This is a genomic window from Saccharothrix sp. NRRL B-16314 (assembly GCF_000716595.1).
GTDB lineage: Bacteria > Actinomycetota > Actinomycetes > Mycobacteriales > Pseudonocardiaceae > Actinosynnema.
Genome location: NZ_JNXC01000004.1, coordinates 25,890 through 49,416, shown reverse-complemented (window position 1 = coordinate 49,416; position 23,527 = coordinate 25,890). Strand labels below are relative to the sequence as shown.

The 23,527-nt window shown below is 69.7% G+C and carries 17 protein-coding genes; 10 read left to right on the top strand and 7 right to left on the bottom strand.

From position 1 onward, the window contains the following. Nucleotides 1–106: 106 nt before the first annotated feature. From OQ02_RS10055 to OQ02_RS10010, 9 genes are all read left to right on the top strand, one after another. Complete coding sequence (locus tag OQ02_RS10055) at nucleotides 107–511, top strand: YciI family protein (RefSeq protein WP_033438074.1); 405 nt, start codon at nucleotides 107–109, stop codon at nucleotides 509–511. Next, nucleotides 508–1,722 carry an RNA polymerase sigma factor gene (locus tag OQ02_RS10050; protein WP_033438073.1) on the top strand — a complete coding sequence of 405 codons (1,215 nt, stop codon included), beginning with the start codon at nucleotides 508–510 and terminating at the stop codon, nucleotides 1,720–1,722. Before OQ02_RS10055 ends, OQ02_RS10050 begins: the two co-directional genes overlap by 4 nt. 28 nt (nucleotides 1,723–1,750) lie before the next feature. After that, nucleotides 1,751–2,158: a J-domain-containing protein gene (locus tag OQ02_RS10045; protein WP_033438244.1), complete on the top strand. Its 408-nt coding sequence runs from the start codon at nucleotides 1,751–1,753 to the stop codon at nucleotides 2,156–2,158. A gap of 551 nt (nucleotides 2,159–2,709) precedes the next feature. Further along, nucleotides 2,710–4,887 (top strand): pectinesterase family protein, encoded by a 2,178-nt coding sequence (locus tag OQ02_RS45635; protein ID WP_231499950.1) that lies wholly within the window; start codon nucleotides 2,710–2,712, stop codon nucleotides 4,885–4,887. Continuing rightward, nucleotides 4,884–5,759: a carbohydrate ABC transporter permease gene (locus OQ02_RS10030; protein ID WP_033438072.1), complete on the top strand. Its 876-nt coding sequence runs from the start codon at nucleotides 4,884–4,886 to the stop codon at nucleotides 5,757–5,759. The genes OQ02_RS45635 and OQ02_RS10030 overlap by 4 nt, the downstream gene beginning before the upstream one ends. Then, complete coding sequence (locus OQ02_RS10025) at nucleotides 5,756–6,649, top strand: carbohydrate ABC transporter permease (RefSeq protein WP_033438071.1); 894 nt, start codon at nucleotides 5,756–5,758, stop codon at nucleotides 6,647–6,649. The genes OQ02_RS10030 and OQ02_RS10025 overlap by 4 nt, the downstream gene beginning before the upstream one ends. Before the next feature lie 8 nt (nucleotides 6,650–6,657). Further along, the gene (locus OQ02_RS10020) at nucleotides 6,658–7,941 is read left to right on the top strand and encodes an ABC transporter substrate-binding protein (RefSeq protein WP_033438070.1); all 1,284 of its coding nucleotides are present in this window, start codon (nucleotides 6,658–6,660) and stop codon (nucleotides 7,939–7,941) included. After that, complete coding sequence (locus OQ02_RS10015; RefSeq protein WP_033438069.1) at nucleotides 7,938–9,089, top strand: enolase C-terminal domain-like protein; 1,152 nt, start codon at nucleotides 7,938–7,940, stop codon at nucleotides 9,087–9,089. Before OQ02_RS10020 ends, OQ02_RS10015 begins: the two co-directional genes overlap by 4 nt. A gap of 81 nt (nucleotides 9,090–9,170) precedes the next feature. Next, the gene (locus OQ02_RS10010; protein WP_033438068.1) at nucleotides 9,171–10,109 is read left to right on the top strand and encodes a pectate lyase family protein; all 939 of its coding nucleotides are present in this window, start codon (nucleotides 9,171–9,173) and stop codon (nucleotides 10,107–10,109) included. A 72-nt stretch (nucleotides 10,110–10,181) separates the two neighbouring features. On the opposite strand, the gene OQ02_RS10005 is transcribed toward OQ02_RS10010, so the two are convergent. From OQ02_RS10005 to OQ02_RS43635, 3 genes are all read right to left on the bottom strand, one after another. After that, nucleotides 10,182–11,663: a ricin-type beta-trefoil lectin domain protein gene (locus tag OQ02_RS10005; protein WP_033438067.1), complete on the bottom strand. Its 1,482-nt coding sequence runs from the start codon at nucleotides 11,661–11,663 to the stop codon at nucleotides 10,182–10,184. Nucleotides 11,664–11,827: 164 nt separating this feature from the next. Beyond that, on the bottom strand, nucleotides 11,828–15,673 hold the full coding sequence (locus OQ02_RS10000) for a discoidin domain-containing protein (protein WP_081915504.1): 3,846 nt from the start codon (nucleotides 15,671–15,673) through the stop codon (nucleotides 11,828–11,830). A 217-nt stretch (nucleotides 15,674–15,890) separates the two neighbouring features. Then, nucleotides 15,891–16,067, bottom strand: coding sequence for a hypothetical protein (locus tag OQ02_RS43635; RefSeq protein WP_156076958.1), 177 nt, complete (start codon nucleotides 16,065–16,067; stop codon nucleotides 15,891–15,893). Nucleotides 16,068–16,223: 156 nt separating this feature from the next. Between OQ02_RS43635 and OQ02_RS40035 the strand changes: the two genes are divergently transcribed. Continuing rightward, nucleotides 16,224–18,647 carry a tetratricopeptide repeat protein gene (locus OQ02_RS40035; protein WP_156076957.1) on the top strand — a complete coding sequence of 808 codons (2,424 nt, stop codon included), beginning with the start codon at nucleotides 16,224–16,226 and terminating at the stop codon, nucleotides 18,645–18,647. A gap of 93 nt (nucleotides 18,648–18,740) precedes the next feature. Here OQ02_RS40035 and yjfF read toward each other — a convergent pair whose 3' ends face one another. The 4 genes from yjfF to OQ02_RS09975 form a co-directional block, all read right to left on the bottom strand. Further along, complete coding sequence (gene yjfF / locus OQ02_RS09990) at nucleotides 18,741–19,691, bottom strand: galactofuranose ABC transporter, permease protein YjfF (RefSeq protein WP_051772112.1); 951 nt, start codon at nucleotides 19,689–19,691, stop codon at nucleotides 18,741–18,743. A gap of 56 nt (nucleotides 19,692–19,747) precedes the next feature. Next, on the bottom strand, nucleotides 19,748–20,728 hold the full coding sequence (locus OQ02_RS09985) for an ABC transporter permease (RefSeq protein ID WP_231499949.1): 981 nt from the start codon (nucleotides 20,726–20,728) through the stop codon (nucleotides 19,748–19,750). Beyond that, nucleotides 20,725–22,239 carry a sugar ABC transporter ATP-binding protein gene (locus tag OQ02_RS09980; RefSeq protein WP_051772155.1) on the bottom strand — a complete coding sequence of 505 codons (1,515 nt, stop codon included), beginning with the start codon at nucleotides 22,237–22,239 and terminating at the stop codon, nucleotides 20,725–20,727. The genes OQ02_RS09985 and OQ02_RS09980 overlap by 4 nt, the downstream gene beginning before the upstream one ends. A gap of 100 nt (nucleotides 22,240–22,339) precedes the next feature. Beyond that, nucleotides 22,340–23,314 (bottom strand): ABC transporter substrate-binding protein, encoded by a 975-nt coding sequence (locus tag OQ02_RS09975; protein WP_033438064.1) that lies wholly within the window; start codon nucleotides 23,312–23,314, stop codon nucleotides 22,340–22,342. Nucleotides 23,315–23,527: the final 213 nt, after the last annotated feature.

The window sequence follows — 23,527 nt, the reverse complement described above, 5'->3', positions numbered from 1 at the left end:
TCGGTGTGACTCAGGTCACCTTTGCGGGTGTAGGGAAGTCCTGAACGGCTCCGTCCACAGGGTGAAAGCGCCAAGATGGGCGCGAACGAAGACCTAGGAGTCCGTGATGGCGAAGTTCCTGCTCTTGATGAACTACGGCCCGGCCGCCAACTGCGACGTTCCGATGGACCAGTGGTCGCACGAAGACATCGCGGCGCACATCCAGTTCCAGCACGACCTGGGCAGCGAGCTGACCGGGAACGGCGAGCTGGTCGACGCGCAGGGCCTGGCGGGCCCCGAGCTGGCCAAGACGGTGACGTTCACCGGCACCGGCGCGCCGGTCGTCACCGACGGCCCGTTCCCGGAGTCCAAGGAGCTGCTGGCCGGCTACTGGATGGTCGACACCACGCTGGAGCGCGCGCTGGAGATCGCGGCGAAGGCGTCGGCCGCCCCCGGTCCGAACGGCGTCCCGATGGGGGTTCCGATCGAGGTGCGTGAGCTGATGTCGGCACCCGCGTCGTCGGACCTGTGAGCCGTCCCGAGCCGGTGGGCAAGACCGTCGAGGACCTGCTGCGCGAGTGCGCGCCGCAGGTCCTCGGCGTGATCGCACGCCGGTTCGGCGACTTCGCGTCGGCCGAGGACGCCGTGCAGGAGGCGTTGCTGGCGGCGGCCCGGCACTGGCCGGTGGACGGCCTGCCGGACAACCCGCGCGGCTGGCTCGTGCAGACGGCGGTGCGGAAGATGACCGACCTGATCCGCAGCGAGGCGGCACGGCGTCGGCGCGAGGACGAGGTGTCCCACGCACCGCCGCCCGGTGACGCGGTGGACCGGGACGACACGCTGGTGGTGCTGTTCCTGTGCTGCCACCCGGAGTTGACGCCCGCGTCGGCGATCGCGCTGACGTTGCGCGCGGTGGGCGGCCTGACCACGGCGGAGATCGCCAACGCGTTCCTGGTGCCCGAGGCCACCATGACGCAGCGGATCACCCGGGCCAAGCAGAAGCTGCGCGGAGCGGGTTTCGCCATGCCCGGACCGGACGAGTTCGCCGCGCGGCTGCGGTCCGTGCTGCACGTGCTGTACCTGATCTTCAACGAGGGCTACACCAGCAGCGTCGGCGGCTCGCTGCACCGCACGGAGCTGTCGGGTGAGGCGATCCGGCTGACCAGGGCCGTGCACGCCCGGCTGCCGTCCGACCCGGAGGTCGCGGGCCTGCTGGCGCTGATGCTCCTCACCGACGCGAGGAGGCCCGCGCGCACCGGCCCGAACGGCTCGCTGATCCCGTTGGCCGAGCAGGACCGGTCGTCGTGGGACAAGGCGCTGATCGTCGAGGGCGTCGAGCTGATCATGGCGGCGGTGGAGCGCGGCGCGATCGGCGAGTACCAGTTGCAGGCCTCGATCGCGGCCATCCACGACGACGCGCTGCGCGCCGAGGACACCGACTGGCCGCAGATCCTGGGCATGTACGGGCTGCTGGAGCGGATGACCGGCAACCCCGTGGTGTCGCTGAACCGGGCGATCGCGGTGGCGATGGTGCACGGTCCCGCAGAGGGCCTGAAGCTGATCGACGCGCTGGACGAGCGACTGCCGGGCCACTACCGGTTGGACGCCGTCCGCGCCCACCTGCACGAGATGTCGGGTGACGTGCCCCGCGCCGTGGCGCACTACCGGGCCGCGGCGGCGCGCACGACGAGCACGCCGGAGCAGCGGTACCTGATGGACAAGGCGGCCAGGCTCGCCCGGTAGGTAGCCTCGGTGGCAGGGGGTGGTGGCGGTGACCGAGCGCAAACCGGCCGGCGTCGGGTTCGAGACCTGGATCGAGCGGCAGATCCGCGAGGCGCAGGACCGCGGCGAGTTCGAGAACCTGCCCGGCGCGGGCAAGCCGTTGAGCGGCCTGCACGCACCGCACGACGAGCTGTGGTGGGTGAAGGAGAAGCTCCGCCGCGAAGAGGGCACCGCCCTCCCGCCCACCTTGTTGCTGCGCAAGGAGGCCGCAGCCGCACGTGAGGCCGCCGGACGGGCGTCGAGCGAGGCCGAGGTGCGGTCGATCCTGGCCGAGGTCAACGCCAGGATCGAAGAGGCGATCCGCAAGCCGATGTCGGGCCCGCCGCTGAACCTGATGCCGTTCGACGTGGAGCACGTGGTGGCCGAGTGGCGGGGACGGTCGGCCGCCGGTAGTTGATCAACGGCGGCGGTCCTCCCGGCAATTGTGCGAAGGGAAGTCCACCGGACCCCGAGGGTGCGCCTGGCGATTGGCCCGCCCGTCCAGGTGCCGTCTGCACAGCGTTAGGAATGCGCTTTCCAAGCTCGCGCCGGACGCCGCTCGTGGCTCCGCTGCCAGGTCCTTCCGGGTCGGCCCGTGTCCGTCCCGGTCTTCGGCGCGCATTCCGCCGGTTGTCCTGAGCGTAATTTCGAGGCGTTCAGAACAAATGGCGTCGACTGGTATTCCGCGCGATTTCGTCCGGGTCGATCCGCCCGGCTGAACAACCCATTCCTGGTTCCGGGCGGTCGGCCGGCGGCCGGGTGAGCCGCACCTCCAGGCCGTAGGCAGCCCGCGACCCGCCCCGCAGTCGAATTCGATTCGAATTCGACCACACGTCGAACAGCGTCGTCGAACGCGCGTCGAACGAAGTTACGTCGTTGACGTACGGCGGATACTTTCGCAATACTCTGTTCGCACTTCTGGATAGCGTTCACACATATGAACGATCTCGCCGCGGAAGGCCCCTCGTCATGCGGATACTGAGTTCTGCGCTCGTGCTTTCCTGCGCCGTCGGCGTGATCGCGGCGGCGCCCGTGCACGCAGGTCTTGACCTGGGCAAACAGGTGCTCCAGGCCGGTGACGGCTGGGCTTCGAGCGGTACCGGCACGACCGGCGGGTCGGCCGCGACCACAACGCACGTGGTGCGCGACGCGGAGCAACTGCGGGCCGCCCTGGCCGCACCCGCCCCGCGCGTCATCAAAGTGCGCGGCGTCATCGACCTGCGCGCCGATTGCTCCACCTACGCGACGGACGGGTACACGCTCGCGGGCTACTTGGCGGCCTACGACCCCGCGGTCTGGGGGCGCGACACCGAACCGAGCGGCCCGTTGGAGGACGCCCGTGCGGCATCCGCGCGTCGACAGGCGGCGGCCATCGCGCTGAACGTCGGCTCCGACACCACGATCGTCGGCGACGGCCGCGGCGCGGGCATCACCGGCGCGAACGTGCGCGTGCACGGCGTGCAGAACGTGATCATCCGCAACCTCACCTTCCGCGACACCCGCGACTGCTTCCCGCAGTGGGACCCGACCGACGGCGCCGAAGGCAACTGGAACTCCGACTACGACGCGGTGTCCTTGCAGCGGGCGACGAACGTGTGGGTCGACCACAACACGTTCACCGACCAGCCGCACCCGGACAGCGCGTCGCCGACCTACTTCGGCCGGCCGTTCCAGCAGCACGACGGCTCGCTCGACATGACCAGCGGCACGGACCTCGTCACGGCGTCGTACAACCTGTTCGAGGACCACGGCAAGACGATGCTGATCGGCTCGTCCAACACCTCGACCACCGATCCCGGCAAGCTGCGCGTCTCCATCCACCACAACGTGTTCCGCAACGTCGAGGAGCGGCTGCCGCGGGTGCGGTTCGGCAAGGTGCACGTCTACAACAACCTCTACGAGCCGGGACCGTCGTTCGTCTACGCCTGGGGCGTCGGCGTGCAGTCCGCGCTGTACGTGGAGAACAACTACGTGAAGCTGTCCGGCGGCGGCGCGGTCGAAGACCTGGTCCACAACTGGGGCGGCACCGCGATCACCGAGGTGGGCACGGTCGTGGACGGTCGGCCGACCGACGTGCTCGCGGCCTTCAACGCGGCCAACCCGACCGCGCAGCTCTCCGGTGACGCCGGTTGGACGCCCACCCTGAACAAGGGCCTGGAGCAGGCCGTGCGGGTCAAGGACCTCCAGGCCGGCGCGTTGCAGCGCGAGCGCTACCACGTGGCCAAGGGCACCGACTTCGACACCGTGCAGGCCGCGATCGACGCCGCGCCGCCCGGCACCACCATCACCATCGGCAAGGGCGTGTACCGCGAGGTCATCCGGGTGCCCCGGACCAAGCCCGACCTGCTGCTGAAGGGCTCCACCGGCACCGCGCGCGACGTCGTCATCGACTACGACAACGCCAACGGCACCAAGAAGCCCGACGGGACGACCTACGGCACCACCGGCTCGGCCACCGCGACGATCGAGGCGGACGGGTTCACCGCGCGCGACCTGACGTTCAGCAACTCGTTCGACCGGGCCGCGCACCCCGAGATCACGTCCACGCAGGCCGTCGCGGTGAAGGCGACCGGCGACCGCCAGTACTACGACCGCGTTCGGTTCATCGGCCACCAGGACACCCTCTACGCCGACACGCGGGCCGCCGGGACGCGGGCCCGCCAGTACTACCGGGGTGGCGAGATCGTAGGCGACGTCGACTTCATCTTCGGCCGCGCCACGGCGGTGTTCGACCAGGTGACGATCCGGGCGCTCGACCGGGGCGGCGACCACCCCGATGGAATTCCGGCGGGCTACGTGACGGCCGCCAGCACGCGGCGCGACAACCCGCACGGCTTCCTGATCATGAACTCCACCATCGTGAGCGACGCGCCCGCGGGCACGTACTACCTCGGCCGGCCGTGGCACCCCGGCGGTGACCCGGACGCCATCGCGTCGGTCGTCATCCGCGACACGAAGCTGCCCGCCGCCGTGAAGGCCGCGCCGTGGACCGACATGTCCGGCTTCTCCTGGCGCGACGCCAGGTTCGCCGAGTACCGCAACTCCGGCGCGGGCGCGACGACCGGAGCCGACCGGCCGCAGCTCACCCCCGAGCAGGCCTCGCAGCACACCCTCCGCGCGTACCTCGGCGACTGGAACCCCGCATGAGGACTCGCACGTGGGCGCCTTACGCGCTGATCGCACCGACGCTGGTGCTGATGGGGGTCTTCCTGATCTACCCGATCGGGAGCGTCGTCTACTACAGCCTCCAGCGGTACAACGTCACGCAGCCGTGGAAGAACGGCTTCGCGGGGCTGGACAACTTCAAGCAGATGCTGTTCGACGACCCGCTGTTCTGGCAGAGCCTCGCGTTCAGCGCCAAGTGGGTGTTCGTCGAAGTCGGGCTGCAACTGCTGCTCGGCCTGATCCTGGCGCTGGTGGTGAACGAGACGTTCATCGGCCGCGGCGTCGCCCGCGCGCTGGTGTTCTCGCCGTGGGCGGTGTCCGGCGTGCTCACCACCGGCATCTGGATCCTGCTGCTCAACCCGTCCACCGGCATCTTCCAGGAGCTCTCGGAGCTGGGCATCGGCTCGCCGGGCACCTCGGTGCTCGGCAACCCCGAGACGGTGTTCGACGCCCTCGTGGTCACCGAGCTGTGGCGCGGTGTCCCGTTCTTCGCGATCCTGCTGCTCGCCGACCTCCAGAGCATCCCCAAGGACCTCTACGAGGCGGCGTCCGTCGACGGCGCGAGCCGGTGGCGGCGCTTCACCAGCGTCACCCTGCCGCACCTCAAGGACGCGATCATCCTGTCCACGTTGCTCCGCGCGGTGTGGGAGTTCAACAACGTCGACCTGATCTACACGCTCACCGGCGGCGGTCCGGCGAACCAGACCACCACGCTGCCGCTGTACGTCGCCAGGCAGGCCGTCGACTCGCACAACTTCGGGTACGGCTCGGCGCTGACCGTCGCCGGGTTCCTCATCCTGCTGTTCTTCTCGATCCTGTACCTGCGGTTGTCGAAGTTCGGGAGCCGGGCATGACCGAAACGTTGACTCGACCCCCCGTGAACACCCCGCCACCGCCGCGGCGTCCGACGAAGCGGCGCCGCCGGGCCGTGGCCGAGGAACCGGGCAAGCGGTGGCTCATCCACGTGCCGCTGGTCGTGTACCTGCTGTTCACGCTCATCCCGTTCTACTGGATGCTCGTGTTCGCGGTGCGGCCGACGGGCTCCACGCAGCTCGTGCCGTGGCCGATGACGCTGGAGCACTTCGACACGGTGTGGAACGACATCGGCTTCGGGATCTTCTTCTACAACAGCGTGATCATCGGCCTCGGCGTGCTGGTGTTCGTGACGATCCTGTCGACCATGGGCGGCTACGCGCTGGCCCGGTTCAAGTTCCGCGGCCAGCGGGTGTTCCTGCTGGCACTGCTCTGCACCCAGTTCATCCCCGGCGCGATGATGCTGATCCCGCTGTTCGTCATCTTCAAGGGCGCGGGGCTGCTGAACAGCCTCACCGGCCTGGTCATCGCGGAAGTGGCGTTCCAGCTGCCGCTCGCGCTGATCCTGATGAGCGGGTTCGTCCGCAACATCTCGTACGAGCTGGAAGAAGCCGCCATGGTGGACGGCTGCTCGCGGATGCGGGCGTTCTTCGCGGTCACCCTGCCGCAGCTCAAGCCCGCGCTCGTGGCGGTCGGGTCGTTCGCGTTCATCGGCGCCTGGAACCAGTTCCTGTTCGCGCTGATGTTCGCGTCGCGGCAGGACAAGTTCACGCTGCCGGTCGGCCTGAGCTACGCGCTGGGTGAGTTCAACACCGACTTCGGTGCGCTCGCCGCCGGTGGCGTCGTCGCGGCCGTGCCGGTGGTCCTCGTTTTCGCCGTCGTGCAGCGGTTCCTGGTGCAGGGGCTCAGCGCCGGGGCTGTGAAGGGATAGGGAGCATCATGAGAAGACTGCTGGTCGCCGTGGCCGCCGCCGCACTGGCGCTGACCGCCTGCGGATCCGGGGAGACGGGTGGTGACGGGAAGGTCACCATCACGTTCTGGGACAACAACGGCGGTCCCGCCCGCACGCCGATCTACGAGGAGCTGATCAAGCGGTTCGAGACCGCGAACCCGGACATCCACGTCGAGTACGTCGGCATCCCCAGCGCGTCGGTGCAGCAGAAGTACGACACCGCCATCGCCGGCGGCGAGACGCCGGACGTCGGCGGTGTCACCACCTCGTACCTCGCGCACCTGGTCGGCCAGGAGGCCCTGGCGCCGGTCGACGACCGCATCAACGGCGGTCCGCTGAAGGACCGGCTGCTGCCCTCGCTGGTGGAGACGGTCCGCCAGACCGCGCCGGACGGCAAGCTCTACATCGTCCCGTCCTCCGCGAACATGGACATCATCTGGTACCGCACCGACTGGTTCAAGGACGCGGGCATCGAGCCGCCGAAGACGTGGGACGAGTTCGTCACCGCCGCCACCAAGCTGACGGACACGGCCGCGAACAAGTACGGCTACACCATCCGCGGTGGCGCGGGCTCGGTGTTCCAGCTGATCACGGAGGCGTACGCGTACTCCGGTGTGGACAACTTCTACAAGGGCGGCCAGAGCACCCTCAACGACAAGGCCAACGCCGAACTCGTCGACAAGGTCGCCGACCTGTACAAGAAGGCCACCCCCGAGGCCGACGTCAACAACAGCTTCACCCAGATGATCGCCCAGTTCACCGGCGGCTCGGTCGCGATGATGCACCACAACCTCGGCTCCTACAGCGACGTGACCAAGGCGCTTGGCGACAAGGTCGCCGCGATCCCGCTGCCGGTCGGCCCCAGCGGCAAGCGGACCATCGTGCCGAACCCGACCGACGGCTTCGCGGTGTTCAAGAACAGCGAGCACCCGGACGCCGCGTGGAAGTTCGCCGAGTTCCTGACCTCGGCCGAGTCCAACAGCTACTGGAACGAGAAGGTCGGCCAGATCCCGGCCAACACGGACGTGCGCAGCGCGGCGTGGATCGACAAGGCCGCGCACGTGAAGATGGCGCTCGACGTGCTGGAGGACCCGGCCACCGTCCTCGTGCCCGCGCCGGTCTACCTGCCGCAGTACTCCTCCATCACCAAGACCGACAGCGAGCCCCAGTACCAGAAGGTGCTCCTCGGCGAGTTGTCCGGCCAGCAGTTCCTCGACGAGATGGCGAAGAAGCTGACCGAGGCGCAGAAGGAGTGGGAGGAGCGCAAATGATCGAGCGCGTCGAGGTGTCGGTGTTCACGACCACCGCGTGGACCGCGGTGGACCCGCACGGGCACCGACACCCGAGCGCCGAGCACGAGGTCCGCGAGGCGCTGCTGGAGATCACCGACTCCGACGGTGTCGTCGGACGCGTGCAGGTGCACCCCGACCAGCTCCGCCCCGCCGTGCTCGACTCGATCGTGAAGCCCGTGCTGATCGGCGCCGACCCGTGGGACCGGGAAGGGCTGTGGCGCAAGATGGCGCGCAAGCAGCGCGGCTCCCACGGCCGCTTCACCGACCGCGCGCTGGGCTACGTCGACACGGCGTTGTGGGACCTGGTGGGCAAGAAGGTCGGGCAGCCGGTGTGGAAGCTGCTCGGCGGGGCGCGGTCCCGCATCCCGGCCTACGCCAGCACCATGTGCGGTGACGAGACGCCCGGCGGGTTGAGCACGCCGGGTGACTACGCGGAGTTCGCGAAGCAGCTGGTGGAGCAGGGCTACCTGGCGATCAAGCTGCACACGTGGATGCCGCCGGTGCCCGGCGCGCCCAGCGTGCGGGCGGACATCGCGGCCTGCGAGGCGGTGCGCGACGCCGTCGGCCCCGGCGTGGAGCTGATGCTCGACGCCAACCACTGGTACTCCCGCACCGAGGCCCTCGAACTGGGCCGCGCGCTGGAGGGCCTGGGCTTCTACTGGTTCGAGGAGCCGATGGAGGAGGCGTCGATCAGCTCCTACCGGTGGCTGGCCGACCAGCTGTCCATCCCGGTGATCGGCCCGGAAGTGGCGTGGGGCAAGCACCTGAGCCGCGCCGAGTGGATCACGTCCGGGGCGTGCGACATCCTGCGGGCCGGCCCGACGGACGTCGGCGGCATCTCGCCGACGGTGAAGGCCCTGCACCTGGCCGAGTCGTTCAACATGGACTGCGAGATCCACGGTGACGGCTCCGCCAGCCTGGCCGTCCTCGGCGGCACCGACAACGGCCGCTGGTACGAGCGCGGCCTGCTGCACCCGCTGCACGACTTCGACCGCGTGCCGCCGCACCGGCTCGCGATCGCCGACCCGCTCGACGCGGACGGGCACGTCGCCATGACCGACTCTCCCGGTCTGGGTGACGAGTTCGACGTCGAGCACATCCGCAAGCACACCGCGGAGAGGTGGTGAGTCCGGTGTAGTCCTCAGGCCGCCGTCACGTCCTACCGCCGCCGGTTCCCTTTTCATCCACAGTCGTATGGAGGAAACCGCATGTCACGCAAGATCTCCCGTGCGCTGCTCGCGGCCACGGCCCTGGCTGCGACGGCCATCATGGTCCCGTCGGCCAACGCCGCGTCGTTCAACCTCGAAGGTTGGGGCACGCAGTGCGGCGGCACGTCCGGTGGCGGCAGCGCCTCGCCGGTCACCGTCACCACCGCGTCGGCGTTCATCTCGGCCGTCGGGTCGTCGAGCGCGTCGGTGATCCGGGTCTCCGGCACGATCTCCCTGTCCAGCATGACCAAGGTCGCGTCGAACAAGACGATCATCGGTGTCGGCTCGGGCGCCACCATCACCGGGCACGGCCTGAACGTCTCCAGCGCGTCCAACGTCATCATCCGGAACCTGAACTTCTCCGGCTGGAAGGACGACGCGATCAACGTCCAGTACTCGACCAGGGTCTGGATCGACCACAACAGCCTGCGCAGCGGCTACGACGGCGCGATCGACATCAAGCGCGCGTCCGACTGCGTGACCGTGTCGTGGAACAAGATCAGCTCGCACGACAAGTCCATGCTGCTCGGCCACAGCGACGACAACGGCGGCGAGGACCGCGGCAAGCTGCGGGTCAGCTACCACCACAACTGGTTCGACGGCACCAACCAGCGCCACCCGCGGGTCCGCTTCGGCAACCCCGTGCACGTCTACAACAACTACTACGGCGGCGTGACGTCGTACGGTGTCGCTTCCACCCAGGAAGCGGGCGTGCTCGTCGAAGGCAACTACTTCGAGAACACCCGCGACCCGTTCCACCGCGGCGAGGGCGACTCGGACCCCGCCAACCTGGTGGCGCGCAACAACCACTTCGTCAACTCGGGTTCGGGTGACCAGGGTGGCAGCGTGAAGTCGATCCCGTACTCCTACGCGTTGGACAGCGCGAGCGGCGTCAAGTCCATCGTCACGGGTGGTGCGGGCACGGGCAAGGTCGGCTAGTCGGCGTCCTGCCGGAATCGGCGGCCCTTGGCACGTCTCCCGCCAAGGGCCGCCTCCGGTGGTCGAGGAGTCCTAGCCGCGGCGCCACTTCTGGTTCGCGCCGCCGAGGCACTCCCACTGCTGCAGCGGCGTGCCGGTGCCGCCCCAGGACGTCACGTCGACGCACTTGTTCGCCTGCGGGTTGACCAGGTCGCCCGCGCCGCTCAGCACGAACTGCTGGGCCGGGTTGCCGGAGCAGCGGGCGAGCTGGATGGCCGCGCCGTTGTCGCGCGAGCCCCAGGCGACGTCCATGCACAGGCCGAACGCGCGGATCGTGCCGTCACCGGGGAACGTCCAGTTCTGCGCGGCCGTGTTGTTGCAGTCCCACAACTGGAGGCGCTGCCCCTCGACGCCGTTCGAGTTCGGCACGTCGATGCACTTGTCCTGCCAGCCGATGATCCGGCTCGTGCTGCCGCCGCCACCGGTCGTGGTGAGCTGGAGGCCGTACACGCCCAGGATCTCGTTCAGCGGCTGGAACAGCGTCGTGCCGCCGGACGAGCAGTTGCCCGAACCGCCCGACGTGACGCCCTGCGCCTGGTTGCCCGCGAGCCACGCGCCACCCGAGTCGCCGCCCTCGGCGCACGCGGTGGTGGACGTGAGGCCGTGCACGAGCCGACCGGAGTAGTTCACCGTCACGTTCTTCGCCTGGACGGTGCCGCAGCGCCAGCCCGTGGTCCGGCCGGAGCGGCACACCGACGCGCCGACGCCCGCCTCCTGCGACCCGGCGACCGCGACGCTGCCACCCGAGTAGTTGTTCACGTACGGGGTCGGCGTCCAGTTGGAGTTGGTGCGGACCCACGCGTAGTCGTTCTCCGGGAACGACGAGCCGGCGAACGTGCCCTGGCTGACGTTGTTGAAGCCCAACGTCGGGCTGCCCGTGCCGCCGCAGTGCCCGGCGGTGACGAAACCGCCGTTGTTCACCGAGAAGCCGACCGAGCACAGCGTGTTGCCGTTGATGACGTACTGGTCACCGCCCCGGATGTCGTACAGGGGACGAGGGGCGTCCGCCGACACCACGGTCTTCACGTCCACACCGGCCCGTGCCGCGAACGCCCGTGCCGCCGACTCCGAGCGGGCGGAGACGACCACGGCGTTGGACGCCGGGTCCACGTGCCAGGAGTGGACGTCCGTCGCGGCCGGGGTGCGGTCGAGGGTGGCCTTGGCGTCCGCCAACGACTTCTCGGTCCGGGACACCCGCACGGGGGACGCCCCGGCGGCCCGGACGGCGGCGGCGTCGGCCGGGTCGACCACGCCGACCTTCAGGCCACCGTCGTACCAGGCGCCGCCGAACCGGTCGCCGAGCCGGGTCCGCAGCGCGGTCTCGACCGGGACGGACGCGGCCTCCTCGGCCTGGCGGACGGCGGCCTGGGCCGGGTTCCAACCCAGGTCACGGGCCAGGGCGACGTGCAGGGCGTCGTCCGAGGACGGTGCGGCGGGTGCGGCCTGCGCGGTCGAGGGCAGGACGACGAGCGCGGCGGCGACTACCGCCGCGCAACCTTGCGCGATAAGTCTCACGACAGCTCCTTGTGCAGGGTAGGAGAGGTGTGAGAGCGCTCTCGCGGGGAAGCTTCGCATGTGGTCCAGACCGCGTCAACACACGCGGGGGAGCGCTCTCCGAGGCGGGACGTGCGAAGGCGTCGCCCCGGGGTACGGGGCGACGCCTCGCGTCGGTGGCGGGATCAGGGGTTGACGGTGATGGTGAACGTCGAGGTCAGGTTGCGGATGTTCTCGACGTTGTTGCTGAACCGCAGGTTGTTGAACGTCACCGAGCCGACGGCCGGCCCCTGCCCGACCTCCGGCAGCTCGTTCGCCCACAGCCCGATCCCGGACTTCCGCTCGAACTGGTCACCGCTCAACCGCGCCCCGGAGATCGAGACGTTCGTCAGCACGGTGTCCTGGATCGGGTTCTCCGGCGCCGAACCGGTGTACTTGGTCTGGAACATGATCCCGGCGTACGTGGGATCGATGATGTCCACGTCCGACACCCGGATGCCGCGGAACGGCTTGGACGCGGAGAACATCCAGATGCCAGGGAACGTCTGACCGTTCCAGAAGTGCCCGCCGGTCCGCACCAGGGTGATCCCGGTGAACGTCGTCGGCTCCGGCCCGAAACCGTTCATCGGGTACCCGAAGTCCAGCGAGCTGATCGTCACGCCCGCGTACGTCAACGTGTCCGCGATGTAGATGTTCCGGAACGTGTTGAGGAAACCGCCGTACACGGCCAGACCGGCCGCGCGCCAGGTCGTCAACGACGTCAGGTTCTCGTAGACGTTGTTCTTCTCGTCCGCGCCGCCGGCGTCGATCGCGGAGAACAGCGCGAAGCTGTCGTCACCGGTCGACCGCGCCTCGATGTTCGCCACCCGGTTGTCCGTGCTGCCGTTGGTCATGTTGACGCCGTCGGCGAACATGTTCCGGATCCGCGAGTCCTTGATCGTCATGAAGTCGGTGTTCGCGCCCCAGTACAGGCACACCATGTGCTCGGCCCAGATGTTCTCGATGGTGATGTTCGAGACGTTGGCGAAGTCGAACACCTTGCCCGGACCGTCGATCCGGGACACGTAGTTGCCGAAGAACGCGAACCCGCTGAACGTCGACCCGTTCACCGACTGCTCGGCCCGGAAGCCCGCGTCGGTGTTCTCCTGCGTGGTGGGCACGACGAACTTCGTGAACCACGGACCGGCGCCGATCACCCGCACCGGCTTGCCGTACACCTGGAACTTCTGCGCCGTGGTGTACGTGCCCGCGGGCAGGTACACGCCGAGCAGGGTGCCGCTGGTGTCCATGCGGAACCGGTCCAGCGCGTTCTGCACGTCCTGGTGGCCGAACCCGCTCGGGGTGATGTACCGGGCCGGGTCGGGATTCGGTGCGGCCACGGCGTTCTCGAAGTTCACGAAGTCGACGGCGTAGGTCGTCGTGTTCGCCGAGTCCTTCTGCAGCTTGATCTTCGTGCCCGCCGGGAACGTGCCGTTGAGCACCACGTTCGCCTCGTCGTAGATGTGCCGCGGCCCGCCGGCGCTCGGCGAGTTGCCCGGGTTGGCCTCGTTGCCGTAGAGCCAGATGTGCCGCGAGTTCAGGTCGATCGCCTTGTGGAACGACCCGTTGACGTAGACGTTCAGCGTCGAGCCGATCCCGCCGCCGCCCGCGGAGTCGGGGATGGAGAAGCGGGTGACGAGCGTGTTGGTCGGACCGCTCGTGGTGAACTCGACCGACGCGCCGGTGCTGTTCAACGTCACCGCGCGCCGCCCGGACGCCTCACCGGCGAGGTCGCCGATGGTGCGGTTGGGCCCGATCTTCACCGCTCCGCCCGCGGTCACGGCGTCCTCGGCCTCGATGTGCTCCCACGGCACGTTGGCGCCACGTCCGACGAACAGGGACTGCGTGGTCACGTTGTTCGCCTGCCGTGCCGCGATCTCGTTGGCGTCGACGGCGACCTCGGTCCTGAGCGTGTACTTGCCGTTGGCCGCGGGCCACGTGCCCAACGTGATCGGCGGCGCGGACTGGCCGGGCTGGATGGCGCCGGTGTAGCTGCCGCTGAACGTCCGGGTGGTCGCACCCGTCGTGGCGTTGACGAGCGTCAACGTGACGCCGTGCGCACCACTGGCCGACGCGATCGAACCCTCGTTGCGGAGGATGACGGAGAACGTGGCGTTCTGCCCGTTGGCCGGGTTGTTCGGCGTCCACGACAGCCCGCCGACCAGGTCGGAGCTGGGCACCGGCGTGACGACCAGGGCGGTCGGGTGCAGGCGGGCGTTGTTGGCCTCGTTCTGCTCGACGACCTTCTTCGTCTCGTCGACCTTCGCCGTGTACTGGTACGACCCGGACCCGCGCGGCCCCACGTTCGCCGTGACGGTCGCCGACGCACCGGCCGCCAACGCGCCGACCGCCGCCGTGCCGACCGCGTCGTCACCGAGGAAGAACGTCACGTCGGTCGCGCCGGACGCCGCCGTGCCCGCGTTCCGCACGGTCGCGGACAGCGTCACCGGGTTCGTCTCCACCGGGTTGGTCGGGGTGAACGAGGTCGCGGTGACGGTCAGGTCCGGGTTCGGCGCGGCCACGCCGAACACCTGGAACTCGGCGACCTGCCCGCCGGGCGCACCCGTGTTGGACGTGATCCGCAGCTGCATGTCCGCCACGCGGGCGGAAAGCGGGATGGTCACGGTGTTGCCGGACGCCGGGTTGAACACGTAGTCCCGGGCTGACACCACGTTCGTGAAGCCCGAAGCGCCCTGCTCGCGGCCCAGCACCTGGACGTTCTGCGTGCGCGTGCCCCACGCCGACGCCGGGTTGAGCTTGAGCACGACCGAGCTGATGTCCGCGTTGGCGCCGAGCTGGGTGGTCAGCGTGTTCGGGTAGCCGGCCCCCTCCCAGTACGTGGCCACGTCGTCGTCGTTGGCGTTGGCGGCGACGAACGTGAACGCGTGCGAAGAGGACGTGATCGGCCGTCCCTTGGCCAGGTTCGTGCCCGAAGACCCGGCCCGCGTGACCGGGTTGCTGGAAGGCGACTGGTTGCCCGCGGCGTCCTTGGCGATCACGTAATAGGTGACCGCGACCCCGTCCGGCTGCGAGTCGGTGTACGTCGTCCCCGTCACGCTGGTCCGCAGCACGCCGTTGGCGTAGACGTCGTACCCGACGACACCCGTGTTGTCGCTGGACGCCGACCAGGTGAGCCGGATCTGCCCCGACTGCGGCGAGGTGTAGGCGAGGTTGCCCGGCGCGCTGGGCGGCTGCGTGTCGCCGCCGGACGGCCCGTGCACCTCGAACTCCGAGATCTGCCCCGCGGGCCACCCGGAGTTGCCGGTGATCAGCAGCCTCAGGTACCGGGTGGTGGTGGCGGTGAACTGGATCGTCACCGTGTTGTTCGCCGTCGGGTTGAACGCGTACTGCGTCGACGGGACGAGGTCCGCGAAGTTCTGGCCGTCGGTGCTGTGCTGCAGCGCCAACGTCTGCGTGCGCGCGCCCCAGCCGGCCGTCGGCAGCTTGAGCACGACCCGGTCCGCCTTCACGGACGCGCCGAGGTCCGCCCGCAGCCACTGCGGGAACGCGTTGTTCGAGCTCTCCCAGTACGTGGCCTGGTTGCCGTCACCGACGTTGGAAGCCTGGTAGACGTCGTTGTGGCTGCTCGCGGTGTAGGTGGCGGCGACCGCGGCGCCCACGGCCTCCCGGACGTCGATGTCGGCGACTTCCGTGCCCTCGACCCGCAGGTAGCGCACGAGCGCGGGGTCGAAGTCGAACGTCAGCTCGTTGCCCCTGGCAGGGTCGAAGGTCCGCTCGGCCGACGGCACGAGGGTGGCGAACCCCTTGCCGTCGAGGCTGGTCTGGACGGCGAACGTCCGTTCCTGCCGGGCGTGGTCGTCGGGCATCGACAGGCGGACCTGGTCGATGCGGGTCGGCGCGCCGAGGTCGAGCCCGGCGGTCGAGGGTGAGGGCGCGCCCTGGGCGGTAGGGGAGACCAGGGCCTGCGCGGTGAGTGACAGCGCGAGCAGGGATGCGGCTAGGCGTGAACGAGCACGTGTCGTCGTTGACATCGGCTGGCCCTTCTCGTTAGGGCGTTCCCGGTTCTTGTTAAGAAGTTCCGCGTAGTTGTCGATTTCTTGCGTAACCGGTTCGAAGGGTTGCAGAGCCCCATCCGGAAAGTCAACGGGCAGAACCGCCCGACCCACGCCCTTGCGCCATCCGGTCCAACGCACGACGAAGGCCGCCCCGGCGCGGGGGCGGCCTTCGAAGACTTGACGCCTGGGTGATCTAGGACGACGCCTTCCGCTTGGCGGCCTGCAGGCCGATCAGGCCCACGACCGCCAGGGGAACGCCGACCAGCGGGAGCAGCGGCATCCCGGCCACGAGCCCGACGCCGTTCAGCAGCATCCCCACGAGCAGCAGCACCTTCCACCCGATCGCGTCGTTCCCGCCCTGCCGTGCCACGTCGACCCCTTCCGCCGGTGTGGCGCGAAGTTAGCGCCGCCGCACCGGCTCCCGGTACCGGCCGACCCTGTTTCACCAGGTGAAACCGTGGTGGCGGAACCCCCGCTCCGGCCCGTTCCGGGGATCTACACTCGTGATCATCCTGGGGAGGTGGCGGTGAGCGACCCGAAAGCGGCGTTCGCGCAGGCACTGGCGCGATTACGGGGACGACTGCCGGACGCGTCCGACGAGGCGGTGGCCCGACGCGCGAGCGCGATCGTCCTGCCGTCCGGCCGCCGGGTGGCGGTGAACGCGCGGCGGCTGGGGGAGTGGCTGACCGGCCACTCCGTCCCGCGCGACTTCGACGCGGTGCTGGCGGTCTCGCTGGCGACCGGTGGCGTACCCAAGTTGACCGAGCTGCGCGAGCTGTGGCGTGCCGCGCACCAGGACCGCCGCGCCACGCCGAAGCCCGGCCGCGTGGTCGTCGGCCGGCCGCCCAGCGACGCCGCCGCGCTGCGCGAGCGCGCCGAGCTGGCCGACGCGGTCGATGCCGCGCTGCGGGCCGACGAGGTCCGCCAAGTCGTGCTCACCGGCCCCGGCGGGGTGGGCAAGTCGCAGGCGGCGACCGCCGCGTTCCACCGGGCGAACGCGGGTGTGCTGGTCTGGGTGTCCGCGCGGACCAGGCAGTCGGTGCTGGCCGGCTACGCCCGCGCGTGGCGGGTGCTGAAATCCGCCGCGGTCGCCGACGACGAGGCGCAGGCGGACCTGTTCCTCGCCTGGCTCCGGTCCACCGCCACGTCGTGGCTGGTCGTGCTGGACGACGTGGACGACCCGGCGGAACTGGCCGGTCTCTGGCCCGCCGGCGACGCGGGCCGCAGCCTCGTCACCACCCGGCGGCGCGACGCGTCGCTGCTCCGCCCGGACGCACGGGTGATCGGTGTCGGCATGTTCGCCCCGGACGAGGCGACCGCCTACCTGTCCGCCCGGCTGGCCGTGGACCCCCGGCACGACCCGGACCGGCTGGCGGCACTGGCCGACGCGCTCGGCTGCTTCCCGCTGGCGCTGTCGCAGGCCGCCGCGTTCCTCATCGACACCGGCACCGACGTGCCGGCCTACCTGGGACTGCTCGCCGACCGGCGGCAACGCGTGGCCGACCTGTTCCCGCCGACGTCGCCGGCCGACGAGCACCGCGACACGGTCGCGGGCGCGGTGCGGCTCTCGGTCGAACGCGCGCGGACGTTGGCGCCCAACGCGCTGGACGTGCTCGGCCTGGTCTCCGTGCTCGCACCGGACGGCATCCCGGAAGCCGTGCTGCTCGCCGGCGGGCGCAACCTGCTGGCGCTGCGCGCGTTGCACCGGCTCAACCTGGTCACCCACCACCGCCGGGTCGAGGCGCACGCACTGGTCCAGCGCGCCGCCCGCGACCTGCTGCCCGACCTGGCCCCGTACGCCGTGGCCGCAGCCGACGCGATCGAGCGCGAGTGGTCCTCGGCCGATCGCGACACGGCGGCGGCGCTCCACCGCAACGCCGAGGTGCTGAGGTCGGTCGCGGGCGAGCACCTGTGGCAGGACGGGATGCACCCCGTCCTGCGCCGCCTGGGGCAGCACCTCGCGGACATCGGCCGACTCGCCGCGGCCCGGGACGTGGCGTCGGAACTCCTGGCCCTCGCCACCGACCCCCGTGACGTGGTCGCCCTGCGCACCCAGGTCGCCAGGGCGATCGGCGACCTGGGCGACGCGGCGACCGCGCTGGCCCACTTCGGCGAGATCCGCGCCGCCGCCGAGCAGACCCTCGGCCCCACCGACCCGGACACCCTGTGGGTCCGCCTCTACCAGGCGTCGTACCGCCTGGAGACCGGCCTCATCGAGACCGCGCTCGGCGAGCTGACGTCCCTGGTCGCCGACTGCGACCTGCCGGCCGCCCACCCGCTGCTGGTCGCGGCCGAGGACGACCGCGTGCTGTGCATGGGCCTGTCCGGCGACTTCACCGGCGCACGTGACGCGGCATCGGCCCAGTTCACCGTCCTGCGCCGGGAACTGGGCCCGAAGCACCACCAGACGTTGCGCGCGATGCTGGGCCTCGGCCGCTGGACCGGCGAGACCGGTGACGCGCGGTCCGCGGTGGCCACCTTCCAGGAGGCGGTGGCCGGCCTGGAGGAAGTGGCGAACGGGCACCACGACACGTTGATCGCCCGGCACAACCTGGCGTACTGGCGTGCCGTGGCGGGCGACCTGACCGAGGCGATCGCCGAGTTCGACACCGCCGCGGCGGACGCGCAGCGGACGTTGGGCGACGACCACCCGACCACCCTGACCTACCGGTCGAACCTGGCGTTCTGGCAAGGCGTGGCAGGGGACCGCGGTGCGGTGGACCGCCTGGCCGCCCTGCGCCACGCGGTGCAGGAGGTGTTCGGCGACGACCACCCGCGCGTGCTGCGGATCAGGCAGCAACGCGCCGAACTGCTGCACCGGGCGGGCCAGGGCGCCGAAGCGGTCGAAGAGCTGCGCGTCGTGCTGGCCGAGATGTCCCGGGTGCAGGGCGAGAACCACCCGCGCACGAGGGAAGCCGCGGAACTGCTGGCCGGCTGGCAAGCCTCCTGACCGCCCCCACCACACGCGACCGGCCCGGCCCGATCCGACGGGGTTCCCCCGCGTCGAACCGAACCGGGCCGGACCGGACGAACCCGGCGGCGCCTAGCTCCGCCGCACGATCACCCGCTGCAACGCGATGAACGCCAACAACAACCCGCCGATCACGATCTTCGTCCACCAGGACGACAACGTGCCCTCGAACGAGATCAGCGTCTGGATGGTGCCGAGCACCAGCACGCCCACCACGGACCCGATCACGAACCCGACCCCACCGGACAGCAGGCTCCCGCCCACCACCACGGCGGCGATCGCGTCCAGCTCCATGCCCACCGCGTGCAGGCTGTACCCGGACAGCATGTACAGGCTGAACAGCAGCCCGCCCAACGCCGAGCAGAACCCGCTGATCACGTACACGCCGATCTTCACCCGGGTGGTCGACAGGCCCATCAGCCGGGCCGACGACTCGCTGCCGCCCACGGCGTACACCGTGCGCCCGAACCGGGTCAGGTGCAGCACGTAGACCGCCGCGACCACCGCCAGCAGCGCGATCACCACGCCGTACGTGATGGTGACGCCACCGGGCAGCTCGATCGACCCCGTGGCCAGGTCGCGGAACGTCGGGTCCTTGATGGACACCGATTCCACGCTGATCACGAAGCACAGCCCGCGGGCCAGGAACATGCCCGCCAGCGTCACGATGAACGGCTGCACGCCGAACCGGTGGATGATCCACCCCATCGCCAGCCCGAGCCCGGACCCGACCGCGAGCACCACGACCACCGTCAGCCAGGCGGGCCACCCGGCCCGCAGCATCGCCGCCGCGATCATGGTGGACAGCGCCACCACCGACCCGACCGACAGGTCGATGCCGCCGGTCAGGATCACGAACGTCATCCCGACCGCGAGCACGATCAGGAACGCGTTGTCGATGAACAGGTTCGCCATCACCTGCCCGGACGCGAACCCCTCGTACCGCACCGAGCCGACGCCGAACGTCGCCACGAACACCACGAAGGTCGCGATCACCGGCAGGAACCGCGTGGGCACCTTCATCCTCGCCCCGGACGACTTCCGGGACGACGGCGCCTCGGGCGCAACAGTCACAGTCTTCACGCGGGCACCCCTTGCCTCACCCGAATCCGAATCGGCGCCTGCATCAGGCACACCGCGATCACCACGACCGCCTTGAACACCAGCGTGATCTCGGGCGCGATGCCGATCGTGTACACCGTCGTGGTCAACGTCTGGATGATCAGCGCACCGAGCAGCGTGCCGGTCAGCGAGTACCGGCCGCCGGCCAACGACGTGCCACCGATGACGACGGCCAGGATCGCGTCCATCTCGATCCACAGACCGGCGTTGTTGGCGTCCGCCGCGCTCACGTTGGAACTGATCATCAACCCGGCGACCGCCGCGCACAGCGCCGCGAACACGTACACCGTCCAGATGATCGTGCGCGCCTTGACGCCGGCCAGCCGCGACGCCGACGGGTTCACCCCGACCGACTCGATCAGCATCCCCAGCGCCGTCTTCCGCGTCACCAGCGCCACCAGCCCCAGCACCGCCAGGCTGATCAGGATCGCGATGGGCAGCACCAGGAACCCCGCACCCACCTCGCGGTAGGTCGGCGAGTCGACGGTGACGATCTGCCCCTCGGTGATCAGCATCGCGATGCCGCGACCGGCCGTCATCAGCACCAGCGTCGCGATGATGGGCTGGATGCCCAGCACCGACACCAGGAACCCGTTCCACAGCCCCAGCACCGCGCACAGCGCCAGCGCCAGACCCATGCCGACCCACGCGTCACCGCCGGAAGCGATGTACGTGCACGTCACGGCGCCCGCGATGGCCGCCACCGCGCCCACCGACAGGTCGATCCCGCGGGTGGCGATCACCAACGTCATGCCCAGCGCGATCAACAGCGTGGGAGCGCCGTTGCGCAGGATGTCGATCAAACTGCCGAACAGGTGGCCGTCCTGCAACCGCAACGAGAAGAACGACGGCGTGACCACCACGTTCAGCACGAGCAGCGCGACCAGCGCCAACACCGGCCACAGCAACCGGTTCCTCAACACAGCAGGGCTGCTCACGACACCACCGCCTTCTGCGCACCCTTGTCCAGGCCGTGGTCGCCGCCACCCGCGATGAGGGCCATCACGTCGTCCACGCCCACCGCGCCGCCGTCCAACTCCGCGACCTTCTGCCGGTCGCGCATCACCACGACCCGGTCGGCGATCCGCACGACCTCCTCCAGTTCGGCGGAGATGAACAACACCGCCATGCCCTCCGCGGCCAAGTCCGCCACCAGTTTCTGGATCTGCGCCTTCGCGCCGACGTCGATACCGCGCGTCGGCTCGTCCAGGATCAACAGCTTCGGCTCGGTGACCAGCCACCGCGCCAACAGCACCTTCTGCTGGTTGCCGCCGGACAGCGTGCCCACGACCGCTTCGGGGTTCGCGGGACGGATGTCCAGCATCTCCATGTACTTCGCGACCAGCTCGTCGGCGAGCTTGCGCGGCACCGGCCGCATCCAGCCGCGCGCCGCCTGCAACGCCAGGATCAGGTTGTCCCGCACGCTCAGGTCCGCGACCACGCCCTCGGCCTTGCGGTCCTCCGAGGAGAACGCGATGCCCGCCTCGATCGCCGAACGCGGCCCGCGCAGGTGCACGACCTTGCCGCCGACCAGCACCCGGCCCGAATCGGCCTTGTCCGCGCCGAACAGCAGCCGCGCCACCTCGGTGCGGCCGGAACCCAGCAGCCCGGCCAGCCCGACCACCTCGCCCGCCCGGATCTCCAGGTCGAACGGGGCCACCGAGCCCTTGCGGCCGAGCCCCTCGGCCTTCAGCCACGGCTCGCCCGGCGTGCCCGAACGGCGCTCGATCTCCTCCAGCACGCCCATCTCACGGCCCAGCATCGCGGACACGAGCTCGATCCGGCTGAACTCCGAGGTGGTGTACTCGCCGACCAGCCGGCCGTTGCGCAGCACCGTCATCCGGTCGGAGATCTCGTACACCTGCTCCAGGAAGTGCGAGACGAACAGCACCGCGACGCCCTCGTCGCGCAGCACCCGGATGATCCGGAACAGCTCCGCGACCTCGTCCGCGTCCAGGCTCGACGTCGGCTCGTCCAGGACCAGCACCCGAGCGTCCACCGCGACCGCGCGCGCGATGGCGACGAGCTGCTGCACGGCGATCGGGTGGCTCTCCAGGACCGAACCCGGATCGATGTGCAGCCCGATGCGCTCCAGCAGCTCGGCGGCACGCGCGCGCATCGCCTTGCCGTCGATGCGGCCGAACTTGCGCGGCTCGCGCCCGAGCAGGATGTTCTCCGCCACGGTCAGGTTCACGCACAGGTTGACCTCTTGGTACACCGTGCTGATCCCGGCGGCCTGCGCCTGCGCCGGCCCACCGAACGACACGGACCCGCCCGCGTAGTGGATGCCGCCCGCCGCCAGCGGGTGCACCCCCGTCAGCGCCTTGATGAGCGTGGACTTCCCAGCCCCGTTCTCGCCCATCAACGCGTGGACCTCACCGGGGAACAGCCGGAAATCCACCTCTTGCAGGGCTTTCACTCCGGGGAACTCCACCGAGATGCCCCGCATGTCGACGACCGGCTCGGTCACCGGACAACTCCCCTCACACGAGTGGGTGCGGCCCCCGCCACCACACCCGGAGGGTGGCGGAGGCCGCTGCTTGTGGTGATCAGTACTTGCGGTTGGGGAGTTCGGTCTTCGCCTGCTCCGAGGTGAAGGCGCTCTCCTCGGTGACGACGCGCGGCGGGACTTCCTCGCCCGCCAGGACCTTCTTGGACAGGTCCATCAGCTGCTTGCCCAGCAGCGGGTTGCACTCGACGATGTAGTTGATCTCACCGGCGGCCAGTGCGGTCATGCCGTCCTTCACCGCGTCCACGGTGATGATCTTGATGTCCTTGCCGGGCACCTTGCCCGCGGCCTTGATGGCCTCGATGGCGCCGAGGCCCATGTCGTCGTTGTGCGCGTAGACCACGTCGATCTGCGGCACCGACTTCAGGAACGCCTCCATGACCTGCTTGCCGCCGGACCGCGTGAAGTCACCGGTCTGGGTGGCCACGATCTTCAGGTCGGTGCCCGCGATGGCCTCTTCGAAGCCCTTCTTGCGGTCGATCGCCGGCGCGGCGCCCGTGGTGCCCTGGAGCTCGACCACGTTCTTGGCCGTGCCCGCGTTCTCCTTCAGCCATTCGCCGGCCTTCTTGCCTTCCAGCACGAAGTCGGAGCCGAGGAACGTCTTGTAGAGGGTGGTGTCGTCCGAGTCGATCGCGCGGTCGGTGAGGATGACCGGGATGTTCGCGCGCTTGGCCTCGAGCAGGACGGTGTCCCACCCGGTCTCGACCACCGGGCTGAAGGCGATGATGTCCACCTTCTGCTGGATGTAGGACCGGATCGCCTTGATCTGGTTCTCCTGCTTCTGCTGAGCGTCGGAGAACTTCAGGTCGATGCCCGCCGCGGCGGCCTCTTCCTGGATCGACTTGGTGTTGGCGGTGCGCCAGCCGCTCTCGGCGCCCACCTGGGCGAAGCCCATCGTGATCTTGCCGTCGTCCTTGGCGCCGGACGACCCCGCGTCCCCGGAGCCACCGGACCCGCACGCGGTCAACGCGGCCAACATGACCGCGACAGCGGCGGTCGTGATCTTCTTCAACACTGGTCTTCCTCCGTGGGAACCCGAGACAATCGACGGGAACGGCGAACCGCGTGACGGTGGTCACCTGGGCCACCAGAGTGAACGCTCACAATCGGCCCGTCAACCCCTTGGAAACGTCAACTTCGCATCCTTGACACGTTTGTTAGCCGATCGTATGTTAGCGCTCACTATTGTGACCCACCGCACCTGCGGGGTCGCACGCCCTGTTCATCC